The organism is Streptomyces sp. NPDC047042, assembly GCF_040644035.1.
Classification (GTDB): Bacteria; Actinomycetota; Actinomycetes; order Streptomycetales; family Streptomycetaceae; genus Streptomyces.
Map to the genome: position 1 here is coordinate 80817 of NZ_JBEYVP010000039.1, position 21283 is coordinate 102099.

The 21283-nt window shown below is 64.0% G+C and carries 18 protein-coding genes and 3 pseudogenes; 11 read left to right on the top strand and 10 right to left on the bottom strand.

The annotated features are described in order from the left end of the window. Nucleotides 1–294: 294 nt before the first annotated feature. The 6 genes and pseudogenes from ABZ855_RS36860 to ABZ855_RS36885 all read right to left on the bottom strand — a co-directional run bounded on the left by ABZ855_RS36860 (nucleotide 295) and on the right by ABZ855_RS36885 (nucleotide 6981). Nucleotides 295–1251 (bottom strand): alpha/beta hydrolase-fold protein, encoded by a 957-nt coding sequence (locus tag ABZ855_RS36860; RefSeq protein ID WP_360814432.1) that lies wholly within the window; start codon nucleotides 1249–1251, stop codon nucleotides 295–297. Nucleotides 1252–1577: 326 nt separating this feature from the next. Next, nucleotides 1578–2438: a 3-hydroxybutyryl-CoA dehydrogenase gene (locus tag ABZ855_RS36865; protein ID WP_360814434.1), complete on the bottom strand. Its 861-nt coding sequence runs from the start codon at nucleotides 2436–2438 to the stop codon at nucleotides 1578–1580. 48 nt (nucleotides 2439–2486) lie between these two features. Further along, nucleotides 2487–3056 (bottom strand): annotated as a pseudogene (locus tag ABZ855_RS36870) (methylmalonyl-CoA mutase family protein); the annotation flags it as partial. Next, the gene (locus ABZ855_RS36875) at nucleotides 3026–3166 is read right to left on the bottom strand and encodes a hypothetical protein (protein WP_360814436.1); all 141 of its coding nucleotides are present in this window, start codon (nucleotides 3164–3166) and stop codon (nucleotides 3026–3028) included. The pseudogene ABZ855_RS36870 and the gene ABZ855_RS36875, both read right to left, overlap by 31 nt. A gap of 1276 nt (nucleotides 3167–4442) precedes the next feature. Beyond that, nucleotides 4443–5789 (bottom strand): aldehyde dehydrogenase family protein, encoded by a 1347-nt coding sequence (locus ABZ855_RS36880; protein WP_360814438.1) that lies wholly within the window; start codon nucleotides 5787–5789, stop codon nucleotides 4443–4445. A 151-nt stretch (nucleotides 5790–5940) separates the two neighbouring features. Further along, a complete protein-coding gene (locus ABZ855_RS36885) occupies nucleotides 5941–6981 on the bottom strand; it encodes an NAD(P)-dependent alcohol dehydrogenase (protein ID WP_360814440.1) in 1041 nt (346 codons plus the stop codon). A gap of 171 nt (nucleotides 6982–7152) precedes the next feature. On the opposite strand from ABZ855_RS36885, the gene ABZ855_RS36890 reads away from it, so the two are divergent. The 3 genes from ABZ855_RS36890 (at nucleotide 7153) to ABZ855_RS36900 (ending at nucleotide 10430) form a co-directional block, all read left to right on the top strand. Continuing rightward, on the top strand, nucleotides 7153–8076 hold the full coding sequence (locus ABZ855_RS36890; RefSeq protein ID WP_360814442.1) for a helix-turn-helix transcriptional regulator: 924 nt from the start codon (nucleotides 7153–7155) through the stop codon (nucleotides 8074–8076). A 231-nt stretch (nucleotides 8077–8307) separates the two neighbouring features. After that, a complete protein-coding gene (locus ABZ855_RS36895; protein WP_360814444.1) occupies nucleotides 8308–8553 on the top strand; it encodes a hypothetical protein in 246 nt (81 codons plus the stop codon). A 635-nt stretch (nucleotides 8554–9188) separates the two neighbouring features. Then, nucleotides 9189–10430: an IS630 family transposase gene (locus tag ABZ855_RS36900; protein ID WP_360814446.1), complete on the top strand. Its 1242-nt coding sequence runs from the start codon at nucleotides 9189–9191 to the stop codon at nucleotides 10428–10430. A 19-nt stretch (nucleotides 10431–10449) separates the two neighbouring features. On the opposite strand, the gene ABZ855_RS36905 is transcribed toward ABZ855_RS36900, so the two are convergent. The 3 genes from ABZ855_RS36905 to ABZ855_RS36915 all read right to left on the bottom strand — a co-directional run bounded on the left by ABZ855_RS36905 (nucleotide 10450) and on the right by ABZ855_RS36915 (nucleotide 12558). Beyond that, the gene (locus tag ABZ855_RS36905) at nucleotides 10450–10623 is read right to left on the bottom strand and encodes a polysaccharide deacetylase family protein (RefSeq protein ID WP_360814472.1); all 174 of its coding nucleotides are present in this window, start codon (nucleotides 10621–10623) and stop codon (nucleotides 10450–10452) included. A 160-nt stretch (nucleotides 10624–10783) separates the two neighbouring features. Beyond that, on the bottom strand, nucleotides 10784–11281 hold the full coding sequence (locus ABZ855_RS36910) for a MaoC/PaaZ C-terminal domain-containing protein (RefSeq protein ID WP_360814448.1): 498 nt from the start codon (nucleotides 11279–11281) through the stop codon (nucleotides 10784–10786). Nucleotides 11282–11358: 77 nt separating this feature from the next. Beyond that, the gene (locus ABZ855_RS36915) at nucleotides 11359–12558 is read right to left on the bottom strand and encodes an FAD-dependent oxidoreductase (protein ID WP_360814450.1); all 1200 of its coding nucleotides are present in this window, start codon (nucleotides 12556–12558) and stop codon (nucleotides 11359–11361) included. A 570-nt stretch (nucleotides 12559–13128) separates the two neighbouring features. On the opposite strand from ABZ855_RS36915, the pseudogene ABZ855_RS36920 reads away from it, so the two are divergent. From ABZ855_RS36920 to ABZ855_RS36935, 4 genes and pseudogenes are all read left to right on the top strand, one after another. Beyond that, a pseudogene (locus ABZ855_RS36920) lies at nucleotides 13129–13329 on the top strand (AMP-binding protein); the annotation flags it as partial. Nucleotides 13330–13390: 61 nt separating this feature from the next. After that, complete coding sequence (locus ABZ855_RS36925; protein WP_360814474.1) at nucleotides 13391–14002, top strand: AMP-binding protein; 612 nt, start codon at nucleotides 13391–13393, stop codon at nucleotides 14000–14002. Between the two features lie 740 nt (nucleotides 14003–14742). Continuing rightward, nucleotides 14743–14913, top strand: coding sequence for a helix-turn-helix domain-containing protein (locus ABZ855_RS36930; protein WP_360814476.1), 171 nt, complete (start codon nucleotides 14743–14745; stop codon nucleotides 14911–14913). A gap of 202 nt (nucleotides 14914–15115) precedes the next feature. Next, nucleotides 15116–16147, top strand: a complete 1032-nt coding sequence (locus ABZ855_RS36935; protein ID WP_360814452.1) for a tyrosine-type recombinase/integrase — start codon at nucleotides 15116–15118, stop codon at nucleotides 16145–16147. A 180-nt stretch (nucleotides 16148–16327) separates the two neighbouring features. Here the strand turns inward: ABZ855_RS36935 and ABZ855_RS36940 are convergent, their stop codons facing one another. Then, nucleotides 16328–17389 (bottom strand): tyrosine-type recombinase/integrase, encoded by a 1062-nt coding sequence (locus tag ABZ855_RS36940; protein ID WP_360814454.1) that lies wholly within the window; start codon nucleotides 17387–17389, stop codon nucleotides 16328–16330. Between the two features lie 187 nt (nucleotides 17390–17576). Here ABZ855_RS36940 and ABZ855_RS36945 point away from each other — a divergent pair. From ABZ855_RS36945 to ABZ855_RS36960, 4 genes and pseudogenes are all read left to right on the top strand, one after another. Then, nucleotides 17577–17741 (top strand): annotated as a pseudogene (locus ABZ855_RS36945) (pirin family protein); the annotation flags it as partial. Between the two features lie 529 nt (nucleotides 17742–18270). Next, complete coding sequence (locus ABZ855_RS36950; protein ID WP_360814456.1) at nucleotides 18271–19275, top strand: NAD-dependent epimerase/dehydratase family protein; 1005 nt, start codon at nucleotides 18271–18273, stop codon at nucleotides 19273–19275. Further along, nucleotides 19272–19949 (top strand): acylneuraminate cytidylyltransferase family protein, encoded by a 678-nt coding sequence (locus tag ABZ855_RS36955; protein WP_360814458.1) that lies wholly within the window; start codon nucleotides 19272–19274, stop codon nucleotides 19947–19949. The genes ABZ855_RS36950 and ABZ855_RS36955 overlap by 4 nt, the downstream gene beginning before the upstream one ends. Before the next feature lie 450 nt (nucleotides 19950–20399). Next, nucleotides 20400–21281, top strand: coding sequence for a hypothetical protein (locus ABZ855_RS36960; RefSeq protein WP_360814460.1), 882 nt, complete (start codon nucleotides 20400–20402; stop codon nucleotides 21279–21281). Nucleotides 21282–21283 lie beyond the last annotated feature (2 nt).

Consider the following 21283-nt stretch of genomic DNA (forward strand, 5'->3'; position numbering starts at 1 on the left):
AGCGTTCGCTTGCGGAGGCGAAGATCGCGGCCCCACGCCGCCGCGGTCGACGAGGAGGAGCCCGCTTCCCGTCGTAGATTCTTCGCGGGACCAGCCCTTTCTAAGCGATTCACGCCGCCAGCGCGGGCAGCCCACTCCTTGCAGTTACGGCAGGTTCCTCGCCATCACGACCCGCTGGACCTGGTTCGTGCCTTTTCTTCAGGCCCTCGGAGCCGGAGAGGATCCCAGGGAGCGAGCCCAGCCAATACGGCAGAAGCGTGCAGAAATTGATAATGAACTAGCAATTCAATCGGCCTAGCGATCCTCGACCTGATCGCGGAATATCCAGCGCAGCGTCTCGGGGAACACCGCCCCTGCGTGACGGAGGGTGTGCCCTCCAGTCCCGAACTCGAACACCGAATCGTAGCGACGGTATTTGAGCGCCGCAGCCATGTCGTGGTTGGCGATCGGGATATTCCCGAAGATCACATCCAAGTCGCGGCTGCCACTCTGATGCCAGACCCTAATCGCCTTGCGCGGCGACTGGCGGATCATGGATGGCAGATTATGTGCGCCACGGACATTGATGAAGCTTCCACAGTGAGAGATGACGTTGCCAAACACGTCGGGGCGGTGAAATGCGGCAGTCACGGCACATGCCCCACCTGAACTCATACCGCAAATCACGCGTCCTCGCGGATCGCTCGTCAACGCCACGCGCGCCCGCACCACGGGGAACAGTTCTTCATCCAGGAACCGGGCATAGTCGGCGCTCACCGAGTCGTATTCGATGCTCCGGTTGTGGTCACCCCCGAAGTGCGGGTACCCGGGACCCTGCTCGCCCGGCGCGACGAACAGACCTACCGTCATCGGGATCTCCCCTCGGTGGGCGAGGTTGTCGAGCACGGTGGTCGCGTTTACCAACGGACCGAAGTAATCCGGTCCGTCCTGGCAGACCAACAGGTTGACGCTACCGGCCTGCTCGGCACCCGCCGGGAGGTAGAGCCACACACTGCGCGAAACGCCGGGGTAGACAGTGTGGCTGATCCAGCGGAAGTGGTAGAGCTGCCCGGTCGGCACCTCAGGCTGCGGGAGTGAGTCGGCACACAGCGAGTAGTCGGAATTCTTGTCGTAGGACAGCACATAGGCCGCTTTGTCCTTGCCCGAGATATTGAGCTTCAAGAAGTTTTCCATCTCCAGGGCTTCATCGACCCGCCCATGCATGAGGTCGACGGGCTCGAGTTCTGCCGCAGGTATCTGGGACCGGGTCACGGCTGGACCACCTATCTCATGTCTCGGTTGCCGACTCGTGATACGTATGTTTTTCGGGTTCGCTTCTAGCCAGGAGCTGCGAAATGTTCGCGGAGCGCCGGCCGACACGAAGTGGCAGAAGCCGGGTCGCTGGCCGAGGCCAACAGGGTGTCGACACCGTGGCCTGCGCGAGCGACCCGAACTGCCGCTCAAGGCGACGGTCGGCTGACGTGCGATTCGCACCAACAGCAGAATGAGCGAAGTCTGGCGCTCCTCACTACAAACAAATCGAGGGATAATGCCACGACGCCTCCTCCACGTGTCGAAACCGCTGGGTAGCCATTGGTTCAGGCGTCGTAGGTGTAGAAGCCTCGTCCGCTCTTGCGGCCGAGGTGGCCGGCGGCAACCATGCGGCGCAGCAGGGCGGGTGGTGCGTACAGAGGCTCCTTGAACTCCTCGTACATGGACTCGGCCACCGCCTGGGCGGTGTCGAGGCCGATGAGGTCGAGCAGGCGGAGCGGGCCCATGGGGTGAGCGCAGCCCAATTCCATGCCCTGGTCGATGTCGTCGGGGCGTGCGGCTCCGGACTCCACCATACGGACCGCGCTGAGCAGATAGGGCACGAGGAGCGCGTTGACGACGAAGCCGGAGCGGTCGGGCGCCTGGATCGCCTGTTTACCCAATTGCTCGGCGAATTCACGGGTGCGCTGCACGGTGGCGGGCCAGGTGATGAGCGAGGGGATGACCTCGACCAGTTGCTGCACGGGGACAGGATTGAAGAAATGCATGCCCACGACCCGGCCGGGTCGTTCGGTGGCTACGGCGAGGTCGACGATGGGGATGGAGGAAGTGTTGGTCGCCAGGACGGCCTCGGGGTCCTCAACCGCCTTGTCCAGGGCACGCAGAACGTCGGTCTTGATGTCGCGGTTCTCGGCCACGGCCTCGACGACGAACTGACGGTCGGCCATCTCGCCGAGATCGTTGGTGAAGGAGAGCCTGGCCAGCGCCTGGTCCCGCTGCTCCTCGGTGAGCTTGCCGCGCCGCACGCCTCGGTCGAGTGAGGCAGTGATACGGCGGCGGCCTGCCGTTGCGGCGTCGGCTGTGGCCTCGGCGACGCGGACGCCAAGGCCGTGGCGAGCGGCGACTTCGGCGATGCCGGAGCCCATGAGGCCAGAGCCGACTACGCCGAGACGGGTGATGGGTTCCACTTAAGATCCTATCTGTACGGAAAGCATGAGTTGCTGCCGGTTGTGACGTCAGACGTTGCGGCGGTACTGGCCGCCGACCTCGAAGAAGGCCTCGGTGATCTGCTGGAGGGAGCAGACGCGGGTGGCGTCCATGAGGACGGCGAACATGTTCTCGCCGCGTACGGCCGCGTCCTTGAGGGCGTCCAGGGCGGTCAGGGCCTGGTCGTGATGGCGGGTGTGGAAGTCGCATACGCGTGCCAAGTGGGACTGCTTCTCTTCCTCGGTGGCGCGGGCGAGTTCGACGACGCCCGGCTCGGCGGTGTCGGCGTGCGGGTTGCGGGTTGCGGGTTGCGGGTTGCGGGTTGCGGAAGGTATTGACGCCGATCAGCGGCAGAGAGCCGTCGTGCTTGCGCTGCTCGTAGAGCAACGACTCGTCCTGGATACGGCCACGCTGGTAGCCGGTCTCCATCGCGCCCAGCACGCCACCGCGTTCGCTAATCCGCTCGAACTCTTGGAGGACGTCCTCGACCAGGCGGTGAGTTCGTCGATGATGAACGACCCCTGCAGCGGGTTCTCGTTCACCGCCAGGCCCCACTCCCGGTTGATGGTCAGCTGGGTGGCCAGGGCCCGGCGTACGGACTGCCACTGAAGATCCGCCGCATGATGTTGATCGAGGCATCGTGGCCGTCGAACAGCGCCGAAGCGGTGACCAGACGGACAGGGTGCACGGGGCGATGCAGATCAGGCATGGGGGACCTTCCCGGGCAGAGCAGGGCGGCGACTCCAGAGATACTAGGACGTCCTAGTAAATAGCAGAAGGTGATCGCGATGTGACGTATCCCGCCTGGCAGCCAAGGGTGCAGAGGCTCTGCGTACGGCGAGAGGGCTGATCGGCCGCCTCGCCGATCGCCAGCCCGTCCCCGGCGCCCGACTCCTACCTCGCCAGTTCGGCACTGCGTTCAAGCGGGCTTGGTTTCCTGACTGCGGAGTGTGTGACTGCGCCTGTCCGGCGACCAACCCGAAGACGAGCGGATACGGTGCGCGAGACGGCAGCTGGTCAGGGAGGGGAAGCGTGACGGACACCAGCGACACCCGCCCCTCCGACAGCGCACCGCAATATCCGCGGCAGAGCTGACTGCACCACCTGATGCGCTCTATCCCCTGATCGCCCTCGTTCTGCTGTGGGTCGTGCCCTCCTGGGTGCTCCTGCAACACCGGCCAGGACTGCCCGCTGCGCGTCACGCTGGCCGGCACTGTCCTGTTCGCCCTCGTCGGCGAGCTTCAGGACCCGACACGTGACCGTGGCGGGCACACCTCCTACGTCCAGCTCTTTCACGAGCGGGTAGATCCTTTTCCTGGCAGATGTGCCTGGAACAGGTGGGCCGCGGCCCGGCGCACGACCTCGTTCTCCTGTTCCAGCAGCTTGATCCGCCAGGTACTTCCCGTAGTTCCGCGCTGTCTGATCATGGTGGTGGCGTGAGGGTCGTTCGGGCTGGCCGGGCGGTTCCGGAGTACTGGCGCTGGGCCCCGGCCGAGGTGATGTCCTTCTTGATGCACCCGGTGTCGTCGATGATCAGCACGCCGTCGGCCTCGCCGAGCTTGCCTGCGACGTATTCCTACAGGTCGTCGCACATGTCATCGGGCTCCAGCTTCGATCCGGCGAGGAGGTGCTGCAGGCCAGGCCTTCGGGCATGGGGTGGCCAGCCTGTTCAGCCAGCTGCCAGCTGTTCTTCAGAGCCACTGGAGCAAGCAACCCGCGTACGTAGTCACGCATACGTCGGCGGAGCTCGACTCGGCCGAAGCGGTGCCCGATGGTCAGTGAGAGACCGCACAGTTCGAAATCCCACGGCTCGGCGGCAGACTCGGTGATCGCCCTCGGAGGCTGCCCCGCCGCTGCCACAACCAGCGGCGGTGTCAAACGATCGGGGGCGGTCTCCGTGAGACCGCCCCCGCACTACCGAAGTCCACCCACACTTCCGCCGCCCGACGAAATACCAGGTCAGACAGCGAAATAATGCTGGAGTGCTAGTTGAGGGGCACGTCCGCGACACCCTTGAGGTGGCTGAACGTCTCGAGGGAATACCGGCCGTGGTATCGACCCATGCCGCTCTCGCCGACGCCTCCGAAAGGCAGGCCGGTCATGAGCAGTTGCATCGCCGGCTGACCCCAGGCGACGCCGCCGGAGGACGTCTCGTTCACCAGGCGCGACTTGGTGACCTCGGACGTGGTGAAGGCGTAGAGCGCGAGGGGCTTGTCGCGTTCGTTGATGAAGGCGATAGCGGCATCGAGGTCTTCGACCTCGACGACGGCGAGGATCGGACCGAAGATCTCCTCCCGCATGACCGGCGATGCCGGGTCGACGTCGGTGAGCACGGTCGGTGCGATGAACAGGTCGTCACGGTCATGCTGGCCTCCCACCGCCGCCCGGCCGGAGTCCAGCAGACGAGTGAGCCGGTCGAAGTGCCGCTCGTTGACGATCCGGCCCAAATCGGCTGAGGCCTGCGGAGTGGAGCCGAACTGGGCTTCGACCGCCGTGCGCAGGGCGGGAACCAGTGCGGCGGCGGTGGCAGGATCAGCCAGAACATAGTCCGGGGCTATGCACTGCTGCCCCGCATTGCCGAACTTGGCGCCGACCAGCCGCTTCGCGGTCTCGTCCACGTCCGCGTCGGGCGCCACGAAGACCGGCGACTTGCCCCCGAGCTCAAGCGTGACCGGGGTGAGGTGCTTGGCTGCCGCAGCCATGACGATCCGGCCGACGGTGCCGTTGCCCGTGTAGAAAATGTGGTCGAAACGCTGTTCCAGGAGGGCCGTGGTCTCCTCGGCGCCCCCCTCCACGACGGTGAGCACGTCGGCGTCGAAGTACTGGCGCAGGAGGCGTGAAGCCACCGCCGAGGTGTGCACCGACATCTCGCTCGGCTTGGCCACCACGGTGTTCCCGGCGGCCAGGGCGCCGATGATCGGGTCGATGAGAAGGTGCAGCGGGAAATTCCAGGGAGCGATCACCAGGACGACCCCGAGCGGGTCGTACGTGGTGTAAGCCGTTGTCGTGGGACCGAAGAGGGCAGGAACCTCAACCGGGCGGGGCTGAAGCCAGCTTTCGAGATTCGCCAGCGTCTCGTCGATCTCGCTGATGGTGAAGTCGATCTCCTGCATCTTGGCCTCGGCGGCGTTCTTCCTCAGATCCGCCCACAGTGCTTCGAGCAGCTCCTTCTCGTTCTCGACCAGCAGTGCCCGCAGTCGCTGCAGCTGGTTGACGCGCCAGTCCAGTCCGCGGGTGACGCCGGTGTTGAACGTCGCACGAAGGCGGGCGACCGCCTCCGCGGCCGTTTCGCTCTGGGGCGTCCTCGACTCATTGGCTGTTGTTGCGGTCATGGGGGTGTACTCCGTTCTTGATGCACGCCATGCCGTCAGAGGCGATGGCCTGCCGATACTGGTGATGTGGTAGGTGACGAATGGCGGCTTGTGCTTCAACGGCCTCTGGAATCCGCCTCGTCCGTCGAGGCCCTCAGGCGTGCGGCCGGTCTCAGATGGTTGCCGTGTCGATCACGAACCGGTAGCGCACATCGCTGGCGGCGACCCTCTCGTATGCCTGGTTGATCTCGGAGGCGGCGATCAGCTCGATCTCCGAGCCGATGCCGTACTCGGCGCAGAAGTCGAGCATCTCCTGCGTCTCGCGAATGCCGCCGATCATCGATCCGGCGAGGATCTTGTTGCCACCGACGAGGGAGAACGGGTGAAAGGCGACGGGCTCTTCCGGGACGCCCACGTTCACCAGGGCACCGCCCGTTCGGAGCAGACCGAGGTACGCGCCGAAGTCCAGTGGCGCCGACACCGTGGAGACGATCAGGTCGAAGGTGCCCGCGAGCTCCTCGAACGTCTTCGGGTCGCTGGTCGCGTAATAGTGGTCGGCGCCCAGCTTCAGGCCGTCGTCCTTCTTGCGCAGGGACTGGGAGAGAACCGTGACCTCCGCGCCGAGCGCGTGCGCGATCTTGACACCTATGTGGCCGAGACCGCCCAGGCCGACGACAGCGACCTTCTTGCCGGGGCCCGCGCCCCACTGCTTGAGCGGTGCGTACGTGGTGATGCCCGCGCACAGCAGCGGCGCGGCGACGTCCAGGGACAGGCCCTCCGGGATACGGACGACGAAGTTCTCGTCGACGACGACGTGCGTGGCGTAGCCGCCGTACGTGGGCTCTCCGTCACGACCGATGCCGTTGTAAGTCTGGACAGCCCCCCGTACACAATGCTGTTCCTGGCCGGCCTTGCAGTTGTCGCACTCGCGGCAGGAGTCGACCAGGCAGCCGACGCCCACGCGGTCGCCGACCTTGTACTTGGTCACGCCGGGGCCGACCTCGGAGACGACACCCGCGATCTCATGGCCCGGGACCATCGGGAAGATCGCCTCGCCCCAGCCCTCCCGGACCTGGTGGATGTCCGAGTGGCAGATTCCCGCGAACTTGATGTCGATCTGTACATCGAACTCGCGGACCGCCCGGCGCTCGATGGTGGTGCGCTCCAAGGGAGCCTTGGCGGCGGGGGCAGCGTACGCAGCAACAGTGGTCATGCCGATGGTTCTCCCAGCTGAGGTTCCGCGCCCGGCTGCCTTCCGCCGGGCACTGAGGCCAGCATTCCGAGCGGACTGGCAGCCACCCAGGCCACGGCTTTGCGTATGCTCGCGATGCCTACCACTGGTTGGGGCAGGCTGGTGTGCGTCCGCCCGTGGATACTCGAAGGCATGGACGAACACCCCGAACCGGCGCACGAGCCCGCCGACGGCGCTCTGGACCCGCGTGCCGAGCTCAGCGAGTTCCTGCGCACCCGGCGGGCCCGGCTGAAGCCGGAGGACGTGGGCCTGCGGAGCTTCGGACGGTACCGGCGGGTGCCGGGGCTGCGCCGCGAGGAGCTGGCGCAGCTGGCCGGGGTGTCCGTGGCGTACTACACGCGGCTGGAGCAGGGCAACGGGCGGCACGTGTCGGCGGAGGTCCTCGACGCCATCGCCCGCGCGCTCAGGCTGAGCGACGCCGAGCACGCCCACCTCACGCACCTGGCGAAGCCAAAGCAGCAGAAGAAGAAGCCGGCCGGCCGCACCCAGCAGGTGCGGGGCCCACTACGGACGCTGCTGGACGCCATGGACGGCGTCCCGGCGATGCTCGTGGGGCGGCGCTCGGACATCCTCGCCTGGAACCGGATGGCCGCGGCGGTCTTCGGCGACTGGGCCGAGCTGCCCACGCAGGAGCAGAACTGGGCGCGGCTGGTGTTCCTACGGCCCGAGTACCGCGACCTGTTCGTGGACTGGGAGCACAAAGCGAACGACGTCGTCTCTCAGCTGCGCATGGACGCCGGCTCCCATCCCGACGACCCCCGGCTGTCCGCGCTGGTGGGCGAACTCTCCGTGAAGAGCGAGGAGTTCCGGCGGCTGTGGGCCACCCACGACGTCACGGAGAAGTGCCGCGGCGTCCAGCGCCTGCACCACCCGCTCGTCGGCGAACTCGATCTCCGCATCGAGTCGTTCCACCTGGCCGACACCCATGAACAGATGCTGCTGACGTACCACGCCGAACCCGGTTCCCCGTCCGCGGAGGCACTACGGCTGCTGGCCAGCTGGGGCACCGACGCGACAAGGGCGGGAGCCGGGCTGCCGCCGACACGCACGGCCTGATGAACTTCCCGTTGATTACCGGTAGTTGCTTGCGCGCCACGCCAAGCGCCCTTCGTACGCCAGACGCCTCCGGGGTCGATTCGGATGCAGGACAGCGCGGGTGGCGCCGGCGTGCGGCCCGGTTCGACGACCTCTTCTTCAGCCTGGCCCAGCGGCGGGCTTTTCGTGAGTACCTGTCGGGACTGCTGGCGCCGCGGGAGCGCGATCACCTGCCTGGCAGGGGCGGAGCCGGTGACGGGCGTGGGGATGCCGGGGGGAGCGGCGGCAGTTCTCCGGTCGGAGTCGCCGTGGGAGGCCGAGCAGATCAACGACCCGCGGCTTGAGCTGCTGCGCGAGGACTCGGCGACGGCTCCGCACAAGGGCGGGGTTATCGTGATCGACGATTCCGGGGACCGTAAGGACGGCACGGCGACCGGGCATGGGGGCCGGCAGTGGTTGGGCGGGCTGGGCAAGACGGCAACGGCATCGTCACGGTGACCACGGTGTGGACCGACGCCGCCGCGTGTACTACCCGCTGCACGCGACTGCCTTCACCCCCGCCCACCACTTGGCCCGTGGCCGGTCCGATCCGGCCTTCCGAACGAAACCGCAGCTGGCCGCCGCTCTCGCGGCCCGAGGCAAGGAGGCGGGTTTCGGCTGCCGGGCGGTGGTCGCCGACTGCGCCTACTCCATCAGTGACACCTGGTACCTAGTGGCTTGCCACGCAACGTTGGCCGGGTAAACACGTTGCTTGACCGTAGCCTTGCGGCATGACGCGCAAGGGTAGGTATCGGTGGCGGACTCGGCTACGGCGGGGCCTGCCGTGGTTCCTGGTCGATCGCGGGATCGCCGGGAAAGGCACCGATGATTGCGGTGCGCACGAGTGGTACAACCACGACGGCGTTATCGCGCGTTGCTACCACTGCGAGGCCGGCGAGCGGTCCTGGCGGTGACGAGCCGGGGCGACACTGTGTCCCGCGGGTAATTGATCTGGTCCGGTCGGGTCGGCAGCCTGTCTCCTGGAGCTGATTCTTGGAGGTGGTCGTGGCTCGTCGACCTAAGGCGTTCGTCCGGTCGTTATCGAGGGAGGAGGGCGCAGTCTGCAGCGGATCACCCGGACCGCCAGGGATCCGGTGAAGCTGCGGCGGGCGATCGTGGTGATGATGTCCGCCCAGGGCCAGTCGGTCCCGAACACCACCTCGCTGATGCAGGTCACGGATGACTACGCGCGTGATGTGAGCCATGCGTTCAACGAGCGGGGGTTTGAGGCCCTGGACCCAAAATGGAGCGGGGGCCGTGCGCCGACGATCAGCCAGGACACGCGCGAGCGAATCTGCCTGATCGCCCGGACGGCCCCCGCCGAGTGGGGCATCACCGGCATGTCGACCTGGAGCTTGAGAACCCTGGCTACCCACGTGGCCGACCGGAAGGTGATCGCCTCGATAAGCCGCGAGCACCTGCGCCGGATCCTACGCAAAGCCGAGGTGTCCTGGCAGACCACCACGACGTGGAAGTCGTCCAACGATCCCGACTTCATCGCCAAGATGCAGCGCGTCCTAGACCTGTATGACCATCCGCCTTCGGACGGCCGGGTGGTCTGCGTCGATGAGTTCGGGCCGCTGAACCTGATGCCCCGCAAGGGCAAGTGCTGGCGGCCGGCAGGCCGACCGGCCCGGCTGCGCGCTACCTACAACCGCCACGACGGGGTGATGCACATGCTCGCAGCCCTGGACCTGGCCACCGGCCGGATGTTCTACCGGATCCGCACGCGCAAACGGTGGCGGGAGTTCCTGTCGCTCCTCAAGAGTCTCCGGGCCCGCTGGCCCGGCGAGAAGCTGTACGTGATCGCCGACAACTACTCGCCGCACAAGCACGCCGAAGTCCGTTCCTGGACCGCGGGCAACCAGGTCGAGCTGGTGTTCCTGCCTACTTACGGGTCCTGGTTGAACTGGATCGAGTCCGAGTTCGCCGCGCTGGGGTACTTCGCGCTCAACGGCACGGACCACCGCAGCCACGCCGAGCAGAACGCCGCCATGGCTACGTCCGCCACCACAACAAGCAGGCCCGCGCAAAGACCAACTTCGCCACGAGCTCACCAATCCGCAGCTGGACCAGTTACCCGGCCAAGGCTGCGTGACAAGCCACTAGCACTGCTCGAGGCCGACCTCGCCGAGATCATCCGCCTCTACGGACTGCGGCCGTGGATCGAGCAGACCTACAAACAGATCAAGGCCGAACTCGGCTGGGCCGACTTCCAGCTCTGCTCCGCCCGCGCCATCCGCCGCCACCAGACCCTGATCAACTGCGCGACGTCGATCAGGACCCGGAGATCGAAGGGTGGATCTGTTGTCCGTCCAGGCGCCACCATCGGTTGAGGGTGACGGCGGGGGCGAGTCAGGAACCCTCCTCCCGGTCCAGTGCGGGGACGAACTCGTCATACACCCCGTGTGCTCCGATAACGTGGCCGTCCTCGAGGACCGCGTCCACGGCCGAGCGGAACGTCTGGATCGTGTGTGCCGGCACGCACCACGTAGCAGTGATCCCGTAGCGGCGGAACACGTCCAGCAGACGCGCAGCCTCACCACGGCACCGAACTCATCTCATGACAGGCCGAGTCTGCGACGTGGACCGGAACGTGCCCGGCCCAGAGGCTTTGGGCGTCGAAATCCGGCCTCAGACATACGGCGAGCCGCTTGCTGCCCTCGGGCAGTCGTGGGGTGACGGCACCTCACTCCGACCGGTCGGGGCGGCGGGACAGCAACACGACCCACCTGCCCTCCTGGCACACCTCCCCGTCCTGGTTCAGGACCCGGACGTGTGTGGTCACGATGCCGCGATCGGGCTTGCTCGCGGAGGGCCGGATCTCGACGATCTCCTCGCTCAGATTGATGGTGTCCCCGATGCGTACCGGCGCGAGCAGATTCCAGTCCCGGATTCCGAGGAAGGCGATCGCCGACGGGTTCTTCCACCCCAGGCCCATCTCCAGGCCGAACGCCATGGCCAGGACTCCGGGGCCGTGAAAGAGCCGACCACCGAACTGGGTCTGCTTCGCGAACTCCTCATTCATGTGGAGGGGATGCATGTCGCCCGACCAGGTGCCGAACATGACGACATCGGTCTCGGTGACCGTCCGCCCGGGCGTCACCCAAGTCTGCCCGAGCTCGATCTCGTCGAGGTACCGAACGGAATCCGAGGTGTGCGCCCCGCCGAGAGTGTTGGTGGTCAATTCATGCTCCTCAGAAGCTGATGGGGGCAACGGGACGCTTTCCGCCCACGTCGGTAAGTTCTCCGTCTTCGTCGAGGTCACCAGCGGATTACGCCGTCGGAGTTCTCGCGAAGTGCCGGGCGGTCCAACGCCATTTCATCGATCGGCAGGCTGAGTTCCTCTCCGGAAATCAGCTCGGCCACGAGCTGTCCGGTGATCGGCCCGGCCAGGTTCCCGTACACGTGTCCGGTGGCGAGGACCAGGCCCGGTGCTTCGTCGACCTCGTCCACGATCGGCAGTGAATCGGCGGTGGCTGGCAGGAGACCCGTCCAGACACCCTCGACGCCGAGTCCCCGGTAGTGCGGGAAGGTTTCCAGAACGGCGTCGATGGTCATCTTCAGTCCGCCTAGCGGCATGCGGTCGTCCAACTGCTCGGGGTAGTCCATCGGACACCCGACGAACAGGTTGCCGTCCTCCGTCTTGGCGACACACTCCAGATGCTCGATCCCAAGGCTCGAATTCTCGTAGGGCGCTGTGAAGTACTCGTCGCGATAGCTCGGGAGACTCCGAATGTGCCCGTACTGCTTGGCGGCCAGGGGACCGTTGAGGATCTTGTCGAGGCGCTCCTCGACCGGAGCGAACAGCACCGCGCCGAGCCGCTCGGGCTTGATCGGCACGTGGATGCCCTCCGCTTCGAGCATCTTTGACCAAACCCCCGTACCCCAGACCACTCGGTCCGCGTACACGTCTCCGCCGACAGCCCTGACGCCCGTGACCTTCGCTCCCTCGCGCATCAGGCCGAGCACAGGTGTGTGCTCGTGGATGCGCACGCCGAGGCGACGGCATTCCTGGGCCAGGGAACGGACGAACTTCGGGGTGCGGATCTGGCCGTCCTCAGGACAGAACGTGGCGCCGATGACGGTGGGGGGGAGGATCGGCGCCGCCTCACGGGCCGTCGGTCCGTCCAACAGCTCCATGGCGAAGCCGTGCTTGTTGCGGTCCTCCACGAATTCCTTGTAGACCTGGCGCTGGCCGTCGGTGAAGAAATACGTCATCGCGCCGTTCGCGCGGTACTCGAACGAGGGGCCGAGCAATTGTGAGAAGTCGTCGTAGAGAGCACGGCCGGCCCGGGACAGCGCCAGAGAGAAATCTCCGTTCCGGTTGTGCATGTGGAGAAATCCCATGTTCCGGCCCGAAGCACCATACGCGATTTCCCGCTGCTCCAAGAGGACGACGTCATGCCCCTTCGTGGCAAGGAAGTACGCTGTCGACACGCCGACGATGCCGGCGCCGACCACGACCACATCCGCCTGGTCAAGTTTCACGTTGCGATCTCCCTGCCATCGGTCCGTTGGTTCGGCATGTAGTCGGTTGACTGAAACATCCTTCGGAACTATCTCTCCGCCGACCTCCGGACCGCATTGGAACATCCCAGAGGATCGGAGCAGTCCATCAGAAACTCCACAATGCGTGGCCACCGCGAGACTGCAGGCCTGACCCCACCAGAGTTTCTACGGGCCGGAGCGCCGGAGCCAGTGAGGATTTGTAATTACGTCCGGTGGCCTTGCCGCCTACGTTGTGGCCCATCACCTGGGGCCCGACCACTCACTCGGGGGGCCCTGCGAAGCCTCGTCGATCAAGGAACTGGAGCTATGGATGGCGTTCTCGCCCACCACCGTGTGTAAGCGACTGCGTGTCGGCCTTCGAGCGCATCGCTCGCGAGCACCCCAACTGCGTCGCCGTGATCGACAACGACGCGACGATCACCTACCGCGATCTGCAGGCGGGGGTCGAACTCCGGACGACCACGTTGCTCGAAGCCAGTCTCGGCCCCGGCTACCGGGGAGCCCTGGTCGCCGAGAGTTCGGCTGAGTCTGATGACCGCTCTCGCCGTATGGCGTGCCGGTGGCGTCCTCGTCACCGTCTACCCCTCATCGGGCTCGGGCGACATGCGTTACGCCATCGAGACGAGCGACCCCTCGCTGATCATCGTCTCAGAAGGCGTCGATCGCGAAGCCGTCGAGGCGGGCGCGCCCGGAACCCCGTCGTGGACTTCGTGTCCTTCGACGTCGGCGGACTCCGCCAGGACCGCTCGCCCAATCCGGAGAACTGCGGGAACCGCTGTCCCTGATCTGCTTCGCGTCGGGCACGACCAGCCAACCAAAGGCGATCATGGTGTCCACCACCGCGATCTTCAACTGCGCGGACACCTACGGCGAGGTCTGGCACCTCTCCCCGGACGACAGGGCGATCATCTGCCTGCCGATGGCGTGGCTGTACGGCGTCGCGAGCACGTCGCTCGCGGTGCTCCTGCGCGGCGGCACCGTCATCGTCGTACGGCGGGCACGTCCGGATTTCATCGCTCCGGCGATCGAGCGATACTGGGCGACCTTCGAGGCCAGCGTCACGGCCGCGTTCGCCAAACTCGTCCAGCACGTGGAGGACTCGGCCCCGGGTACGCACGCGTTCGAGTCGCTCCGTCTGTGCATCTTGGGGAGTGAGCCGCGCAACGAGGCGGTGTTCGACTGCTGGACGGCCCTGACCGGTGTCTCGGTGCTCGACGCGTACTGCGCGTCGGAGTGTCTTCCCCTCGTCGCCTACGACCCCTCCACGGGCACTGTTCCCAGGCCGGGCTCCGCCGGGATGCTCGTTCCACGCTCCTGTCTCAGGCTCCTCGGCCCCGAGGGAGTCGAAGTTGCGCCAGTCGAAGTCGGCGAGCGTATTCGAGCGGCCCCGGCCTAATGCTTGGGTACTGGCGGGACGAGCAGCTGACACGCGAAGCGCTCACGGACGACGGCTGGTATCTGACGAAAGACCTGGTCAGAGTCGACTATGACGGTTACGTGTACGTCGTCGGGCGGCTGTCGGACCTCATCATCCGCGGGGGCACCAACACCTCCCCTCTGGGAAGTTCGAGCCGCTCCGGGGAGTGCACGGGGAAAATCGGCTGCGCGACCGGACACGAGCGTGAAAGACCCTGAAAGACAAATCAGCCGAGGCCAAGACAATCCCCCCGCATCATCGCAGGTCAGCACCATCGGTAGACGACTGATCCGGACCATACGCGGGCCAGAGCCCGCCAATCCACTCCAAACGCCGCATTCGAGCCGGTCAACGCCATGCGAGCCGTGTACCACCAGCAGACGAAGAACCTGCTACGACCCTTCCTTCTGCGATCACGGGCTTTGATCAACGGGCGGGAGAACGGCGTGCTGGCCAAACCACCGACCCAACGGCACGACCTGGCACGCCGAGAAAGGTACAGGCGAGCCCAGACTCACGTCTCGACGGCGACGACGCCACCACACGCCAGGAAAACCATCCTCAGGGCTTGAGCGGCTGGCAACATAGCGCAACTTCGCCGGTTGGCCAAACCGGTGATCAGCCAGATCATGGAACGGCCAACGGTTAACAGCCGACGAGATCGAAAGGTAATCGAGAATGCGCCCCAGCCCCCTGCAGGCGCCATGAAATCAGAGTTCATGAGCGTACGCGAGACGGCAGAATATCTACACGTGTCCGTTTCATGGATATACAAGAACGCGTCCCTATCAGGACTTTCTCCATACAGATTCGGGATAGGCAACAACGCCAAGATTCGATTCAAATTGTCAGAAGTTGAAGCTTGGGTCAAGCAACAGCGCACCCTATAGCAGGTTGCAAAATCGACTTACACAAACCAGTCGATGCATTTAGTTCTTGTCTCAATTTTGCGATCGGATATTCTATTTCATGTCTCGTTACTTGGTCCGTGGGATGGGTTCGTTTTTCAAAACATGCGAGCATCCACAGTCGCGATGGTCGAAGTGCCCTCACCTCTACAAGATCCGGTACCGGTCGGCAGCTGGGAAGCAAGTGCAGGAGTCAGGATTTGCAACTCAGGAAAAAGCCATCGGACGTTTGACGAAAATCTACAACGCGAAAAGGGAGACCGGTCCGCAAGGCCGGCCCAAAGCGGAGCGGATCGCCGCCTACGGGGCAATGCGTTTCACGGAGTACGCCACCGAGTGGAAGGCAGCCCAGCGAGACCTGGGGCCAGCCTCAGCGCGCCACCTGGACTCCCTGCTGCAGCATCATCTTTTCCCCGCGCTGGGCAGCCGACGGATGGACACCTTCGACCACAAGGTCGTCGAGGACTTCCTCCAGACCCTTGAACAGAACGGCGTCGGCTTGGCCACACAGTCCAACGCTTTCGACAGACTCAAGGCAGTCCTGCTCGACGCCCAACGACTGGGCCTGTTCGACGAGAGCCCCCTCACCGGCGTCAAGGCACCGCGATACAACCCCGAGCGCGCAGTCATACCCACAGCAGAGCAGCTGCGCCTGATCCGCACAGCAGGCGATGACGCCTTCACATTGATCGTCAGCCTCATGAGTGGCTGCGGCTTGCGCAACGGCGAGGCGGCCGCGGTCAACCTTCGCAACATCGTGGCCGAGGATGTCTACCGAATCACAGAGCAGGTCAACCAAACGACCGGCCAGTACGCCCCCCTCAAGCACCGCAGGCCGAACGACTACCGCGATGTTCCCCTGCCAGACCGGGTCAAAAAAACCATCGAGTGGTACGCGGACAAGCACGGCACCGTCGACGGCTATCTGCTGCGCCACCCGAGCGACCCGTCTCGAACGTTCCCGTACTACTGCCTCAGCAACCAGTGGCGGCGCATCAAGGAGAAGGGACGAGTCGACATCCCGCAAGGGATGGTGATCTACGGTTTCCGACACTTCTTCGCGTCCAACTGCCTCACCCAGGGCGTACCGATTACCGACGTGGCCGAGTGGATGGGACACAAAAACATCGACATCACCTTCAAGATCTATCGGCACCTCATGCCCGGCTCGATCAGCTCGGCCGCCAGTGTTCTCAATCTGCACCTCGCCGCGTAGGTGCCAGCTCACGCCAAGGGCAGATCGATGATCCGTCCGGCCCACCACGCAGGGCCGTCGATCAACCTGTTAGATCCGCAGGACCAGCCATCTGGACGACACGTCGCACGAGGGCTGCTGCTGGCCGGCGCAGCACAAGCCAGCCGGCCGTGCTGCTTCCCGTCGTCTGCAGACCTTCACTCAAGCCGCAAGGTTGAGGTTGAGGACTTTGGCCGCCGAGCTGATCGAGCCGGGCATGAGGTGGCGATACACCTTGAAGGTGACGTCGAGGCTCTTGTGGCCCATCCACTCAGCAACGTCCGTGATCGGAATTCCGCTGCTCAGGCAGTTCGAAGCGAAGAAATGGCGGTTCCCATAAAGGACCATCCCTTCTGGAATGTCCACCACGCCTGCGGCCTTGATCCGCCGCCACTGATTGTCCATGCCGTGATGTGGGTACGGCTTGCTGACATCGGTGGGCTGACGCAGCAGGTAGCCATCGGTGGTCCCATATTTCTGGGCATACCACTCGATCGTCTCCCGGACCCGAGCTGGCAGAGGAACGTCGCGGTATTCTCCCGGTTTCCGGTGCTTGAGCGGACCGTACTGGCGGGTGGACATGATGGTCTGCTCGGAAACCCGATAAACGTCGTCAGCCACGATGCACTTGAGGTTGACGGCCGCGGCCTCGCCGTTCCTCAGGCCGCAGCCGCTCATCAGATCGACGATCAAGGTGAACGCGTCATCACCTGCGACCCGTATCCCCCGCAACTGTTCCGGGGACGGAATCACTGCTTGTGCGGGGTTGTACTGCGGTGGCTTGACGCCGGCCACGGGGTTGTCGGGGAAGATGCCGAGCCGATGCGCGTCAAGGAGGACCGCTCGCAGCTTGTCGAAGGCGTTGGACTGGGTGGCCAGGCCAGCCCCCTTGCGCTCCATGGAGCGGATGAAGCCGTCAACCACCTTATGGTCGAAGGAGTTCATCCGCCGACTGCCGAGTGCCGGATAAAGGTGGTGCTTGAGGAGCGAGTCGAGGTGTCCTACCGAGGCGACGGCCAAGTGCCGCTGCCCGGCCTTCCACTCCTCCACGTACTCCTGGAACGGCATCGCTCCATACTTCCGGATGCGCTCCGCCTTGGAATGAGGCTGTTGGCTTGCCTTTTTCTCGTTGTAGATCTCCACCAAGCGCTCGATGGCCTTGTCCTGGGTCTCGAATCCAGACTCCTCCGCCTGACTACCGGTCGTCGACCGGTAGCGGATCATGTACGGGTGAGGGCACTTCGACCACCTCGACCGCGCATGCCCGCACTCCTTGAAGAACGACCCCATCCCACGAGCCAATGAATCCCGGGCCACGGCCCACCAACTCCTCGCGACTGATGCTGACGGTTTGCTGACCGATGACCGTCTACAAGGTCGCTGACCTGTGGAAACAGGGGCGAAGTTCGATATGTGGTGGAACTTCATCGGCCGCTCTCAGGACGAGATCGTGCAGGCCCGCGACGACTGGGCGAAGGGGGCCCGCTTCGGCGAGGTGAAGGGCTACGACGGGGCCCCGCTGCAGGCGCCGGAGCTGCCGGCGACGCCACTGAAACCACGGGGAAGGGTGCGCTGACCTGCGAGAAGTCGGGTCGCTGACCCCAGGAGTGCGAGGTCGCCGAACCGCTCGTCCGCAACGGTGACCTCGGGCAGCGTGATGGGTCGGATGCCGCCACCCGGAGGGCACCCGAGGCAGCCCGCGTTTCTCAAGTGTGGGCATCAGTGGGCAGCTTTGGCAGGACTGATGCTGACCCAATGCTGACTTCCCTGACGGACTGTCAGCACTTGGCAGGCGAGACGCCCGACCATTGACGGCTCGAGCAAAGAGCGGCTCGATCGCATGATGATGGCGACCGACACTGATCCCTGAGTCGACTGACGCACGGAGACGATGGGCACAGTGACGGTCACCCCGGCGATTGTGGAAATCCAACAAGCCCGGATGCGGTGGGGGCGCCCGCGCACCTTCTTGGGGTCTGCTGCACGATCTGGCGACATCTGAACTGGCTTGCCATGTGGGATGGGTGGGAAGGATGTCGCTGTGCTCAAGCCGGAAGAGTTTCCGCCTGGACGTCGTGCGGGTCGCAAGGAACCGCGGCCCGGGCGTGACGGTGGAGCAGACAGACCCGTTAATGAGCGGAGGATTAATGGGCAAGTTACTGATCACCGGTGCTGCCGGCTTCATCGGGAGCGCGTTGGCCCGCCGCTTCCTGACTGATGGTCACGAAGTCACGACGATTGACAACCTGAGCACCGGCCATGTTGACAACATCCCCACGGCCTGCACCGCCATCATTGCCGATCTTCGAGTTCGCGAGACACTCGATGCTCTCGGAGATCAGCGGTTCGACGCCATATACCATCTTGCAGGTCAGAGTGGGGGTGCTCCCAGCTTCGATGATCCCGTCTACGATCTCCAAGCCAATGTCCAGTCCACTCTGCTGTTGCTCGACTACGCGAAGCGCACGGGGTGCCCTGCTTTCGTCTACGCAAGTTCAATGGCGGTCTATGGGGACCCAGGCAGACTCCCGGTGGCCGAGGACGATCGTCTTGACCCCAAGACGTTCTACGCAGTCGGGAAGGTTGCGAGCGAGTCGTACCTCCGCCTCCACTCCAAGCAGGGGGTCGGATGCACTGCCCTGCGCCTCAACAACACCTACGGCCCTGGCCAAGATCTGTCCAACCTGAACCAAGGGATGGCCAGTATCTTTCTTGGGCAAGCGCTCTCCTCCAGGCGCATCATCGTCAAGGGGAGCAGAAGTCGGGTCAGAGACCTCGTCTACATCGACGACACCGTCGAAGCCTTTGTTGCAGCAGGGGCAGCAGTGGAACCTTCGACGTTTCGGGTCTACAACGTTTCCACTGGTGTCGGCACCACCGTCGAACAACTGCTTACATTGATTTCGTCGTCACTACCGTTTGATGTTCAGGTCGAGGTGAACGGAAGCACCCCCGGAGATCAGCAGGGGATCTACTGTTCGTTCGAGCGCATCGCCAACCACCTTGGGTGGATTCCCCGCGTGGAGGTTGCCGAGGGGATTCACCGGATGGTGAAGTGGGCGATCAATGCCGCTGAGGCAGCTACCTTCGTCGAGAGTGGATCGACGTGAAGATTGCGGCCCTAGTTGCCGCGCGGGGAGGGTCTGAACGTGTGGTGGGGAAGAACACTCGGGCGTTTGCCGGCAGCTCGCTCCTCGAAATCAAGCTCGCACAGTTGGTTCGGCTGGGCCCTCTTGACGAGATTGCGGTGAGCTCGGACGACAACACAATCTTGGAGATCGCAACAAGTTACGGCTGCACAGCTCTGCGTCGTCCGGCACATCTGGCATCGAGCGCCGCCCCGATGAGCGATGTTTATCGATACATGGCTGAAGAGATCAATACCGATGTGGTAGTTTATGCGAACTGCACCAGCCCGCTGGTTCGTGATGCCACCATCGAAGCTATAGTCGAGTCCTTTCTTCGACTCGACGCCCATCACGATTCGATAAACACGGCGTCGCCCATTCGCGAATTTCTCTTGCTCGACGGACTTCCGCTGAACTATGACCCCAACAACCAGCCTCGATCGCAGGATCTTCCCGACATCAAAGCATTGAACTTTGCGGTCAACGTGCTGCACCGGGACACCATGATGGAGCGGCGGAACGTCCTCGGGTCGTCGCCGATGATCCACGTCCTTGATGAGATCGAAGGCGTGGACATCGACACGCCAGTCGACTTCGACTTGGCAGAGTTTCTCTACATGAGCAATGGGGGCGAGTCATATCTCCGAGCAACCTGAGATATCGCACCATCCCAGTGGATTGCACGCCCTCATCCTCTGGCCGGCGACGTTCGGTGGATACAGAGTTTCTGGCGCTGACGATCTCATCACGCAAGTCCTCCACGTCAAGGGCCAACTGCTGTTGCCTTCGATGCACTACTCGACCCTACGAAAATTAGTCGTCAAAGTATACGCAGGCGAGGAATTTGTGGGGTCCCTCGATGACGGATTCCGCTTCTCCAGGGACAAGTCGAACTGGGTCTGGCGTGAATCAGACCGAGCGCAGGTGATAGTTGTCGAGTCCGAGTTCGAACGGGTTCTCGAAGTGAAGGAAGACGTCCGCGCGCTGTGCGGGATTGGTCGACACGCGATTCACACCACGGATACCGCCGACGAGTTTCATCGTGTGTGGCGAGCCGTGTACCAACTCCACTGCACGGGATTCCAGGACGACGGAGTCGTGCTCCGATGAAGACTTATTCAAACGTGCTTCAACCAGTACGCTCAGCCATGTGGCACACGCGAGCCGCCCGGTACCTTGCACAGAATTCTTCAGAGCGCCAGGCGATTGCGCCCAACGAGGAACTCCGTGGCAGGCATCGAGGCGAGCGCTGCTTCATCCTCGGCAACGGCCCATCGCTTCTCAGTGAGGATCTGTCGCTGGTGGCTGGAGAAAGGGTGTTCACCGTGAACAACCTCCTCGCCTCCGAGGTCGGCGCTCCGTCGCCTCACTACCATGTGATCTCAGACCGACGCTTCTTCTCGATGGACTCCGAGCGACCTAGCGATCGGGCAATGACCGACAGGTTGGTGAGCATCACCTGTGGTGGTGCAGAGGCTGGCGCTCAACTGCCCACCACCTTTGCCCCAAGCTCCGAGATGGGGCGGCTGGAAAGTTTTGCCGCTGGCCGTGCGCACGATGTCCGGTACTTCTGCAACCCGTACTACTTCTCGGACTACTACCACGTCTCAGCAGACTTGACACGCGTGATCCCGAGATTCAGTTCTGTAATTCAGCATGCGATCGTAATCGCAGTATATCTGGGTTTCAAGGAAATCTATCTTCTGGGTTGCGACACGACAAACATCGTTGCGAATGTTCAAACCGCGCTTGAGGAGAGCGTCGCTACGAGTTACGCCTACGAGGTCTCCACTGAGGTCGACCGTTGGCTTCGGGATCAATACCTGAAACGGGACATGGAGCGGTGTGCTGAATCATTTCTCGAGGTCCTCGTTGCATTCCGTTTCGTGGCCGACTTCTGCGATCACCGTGGAGTCAAACTGGTCAACTGTTCATCAAGAACGGTCATTGACTCAATTACGCGTTCCAATCTGCGAGACGTCGTATGATT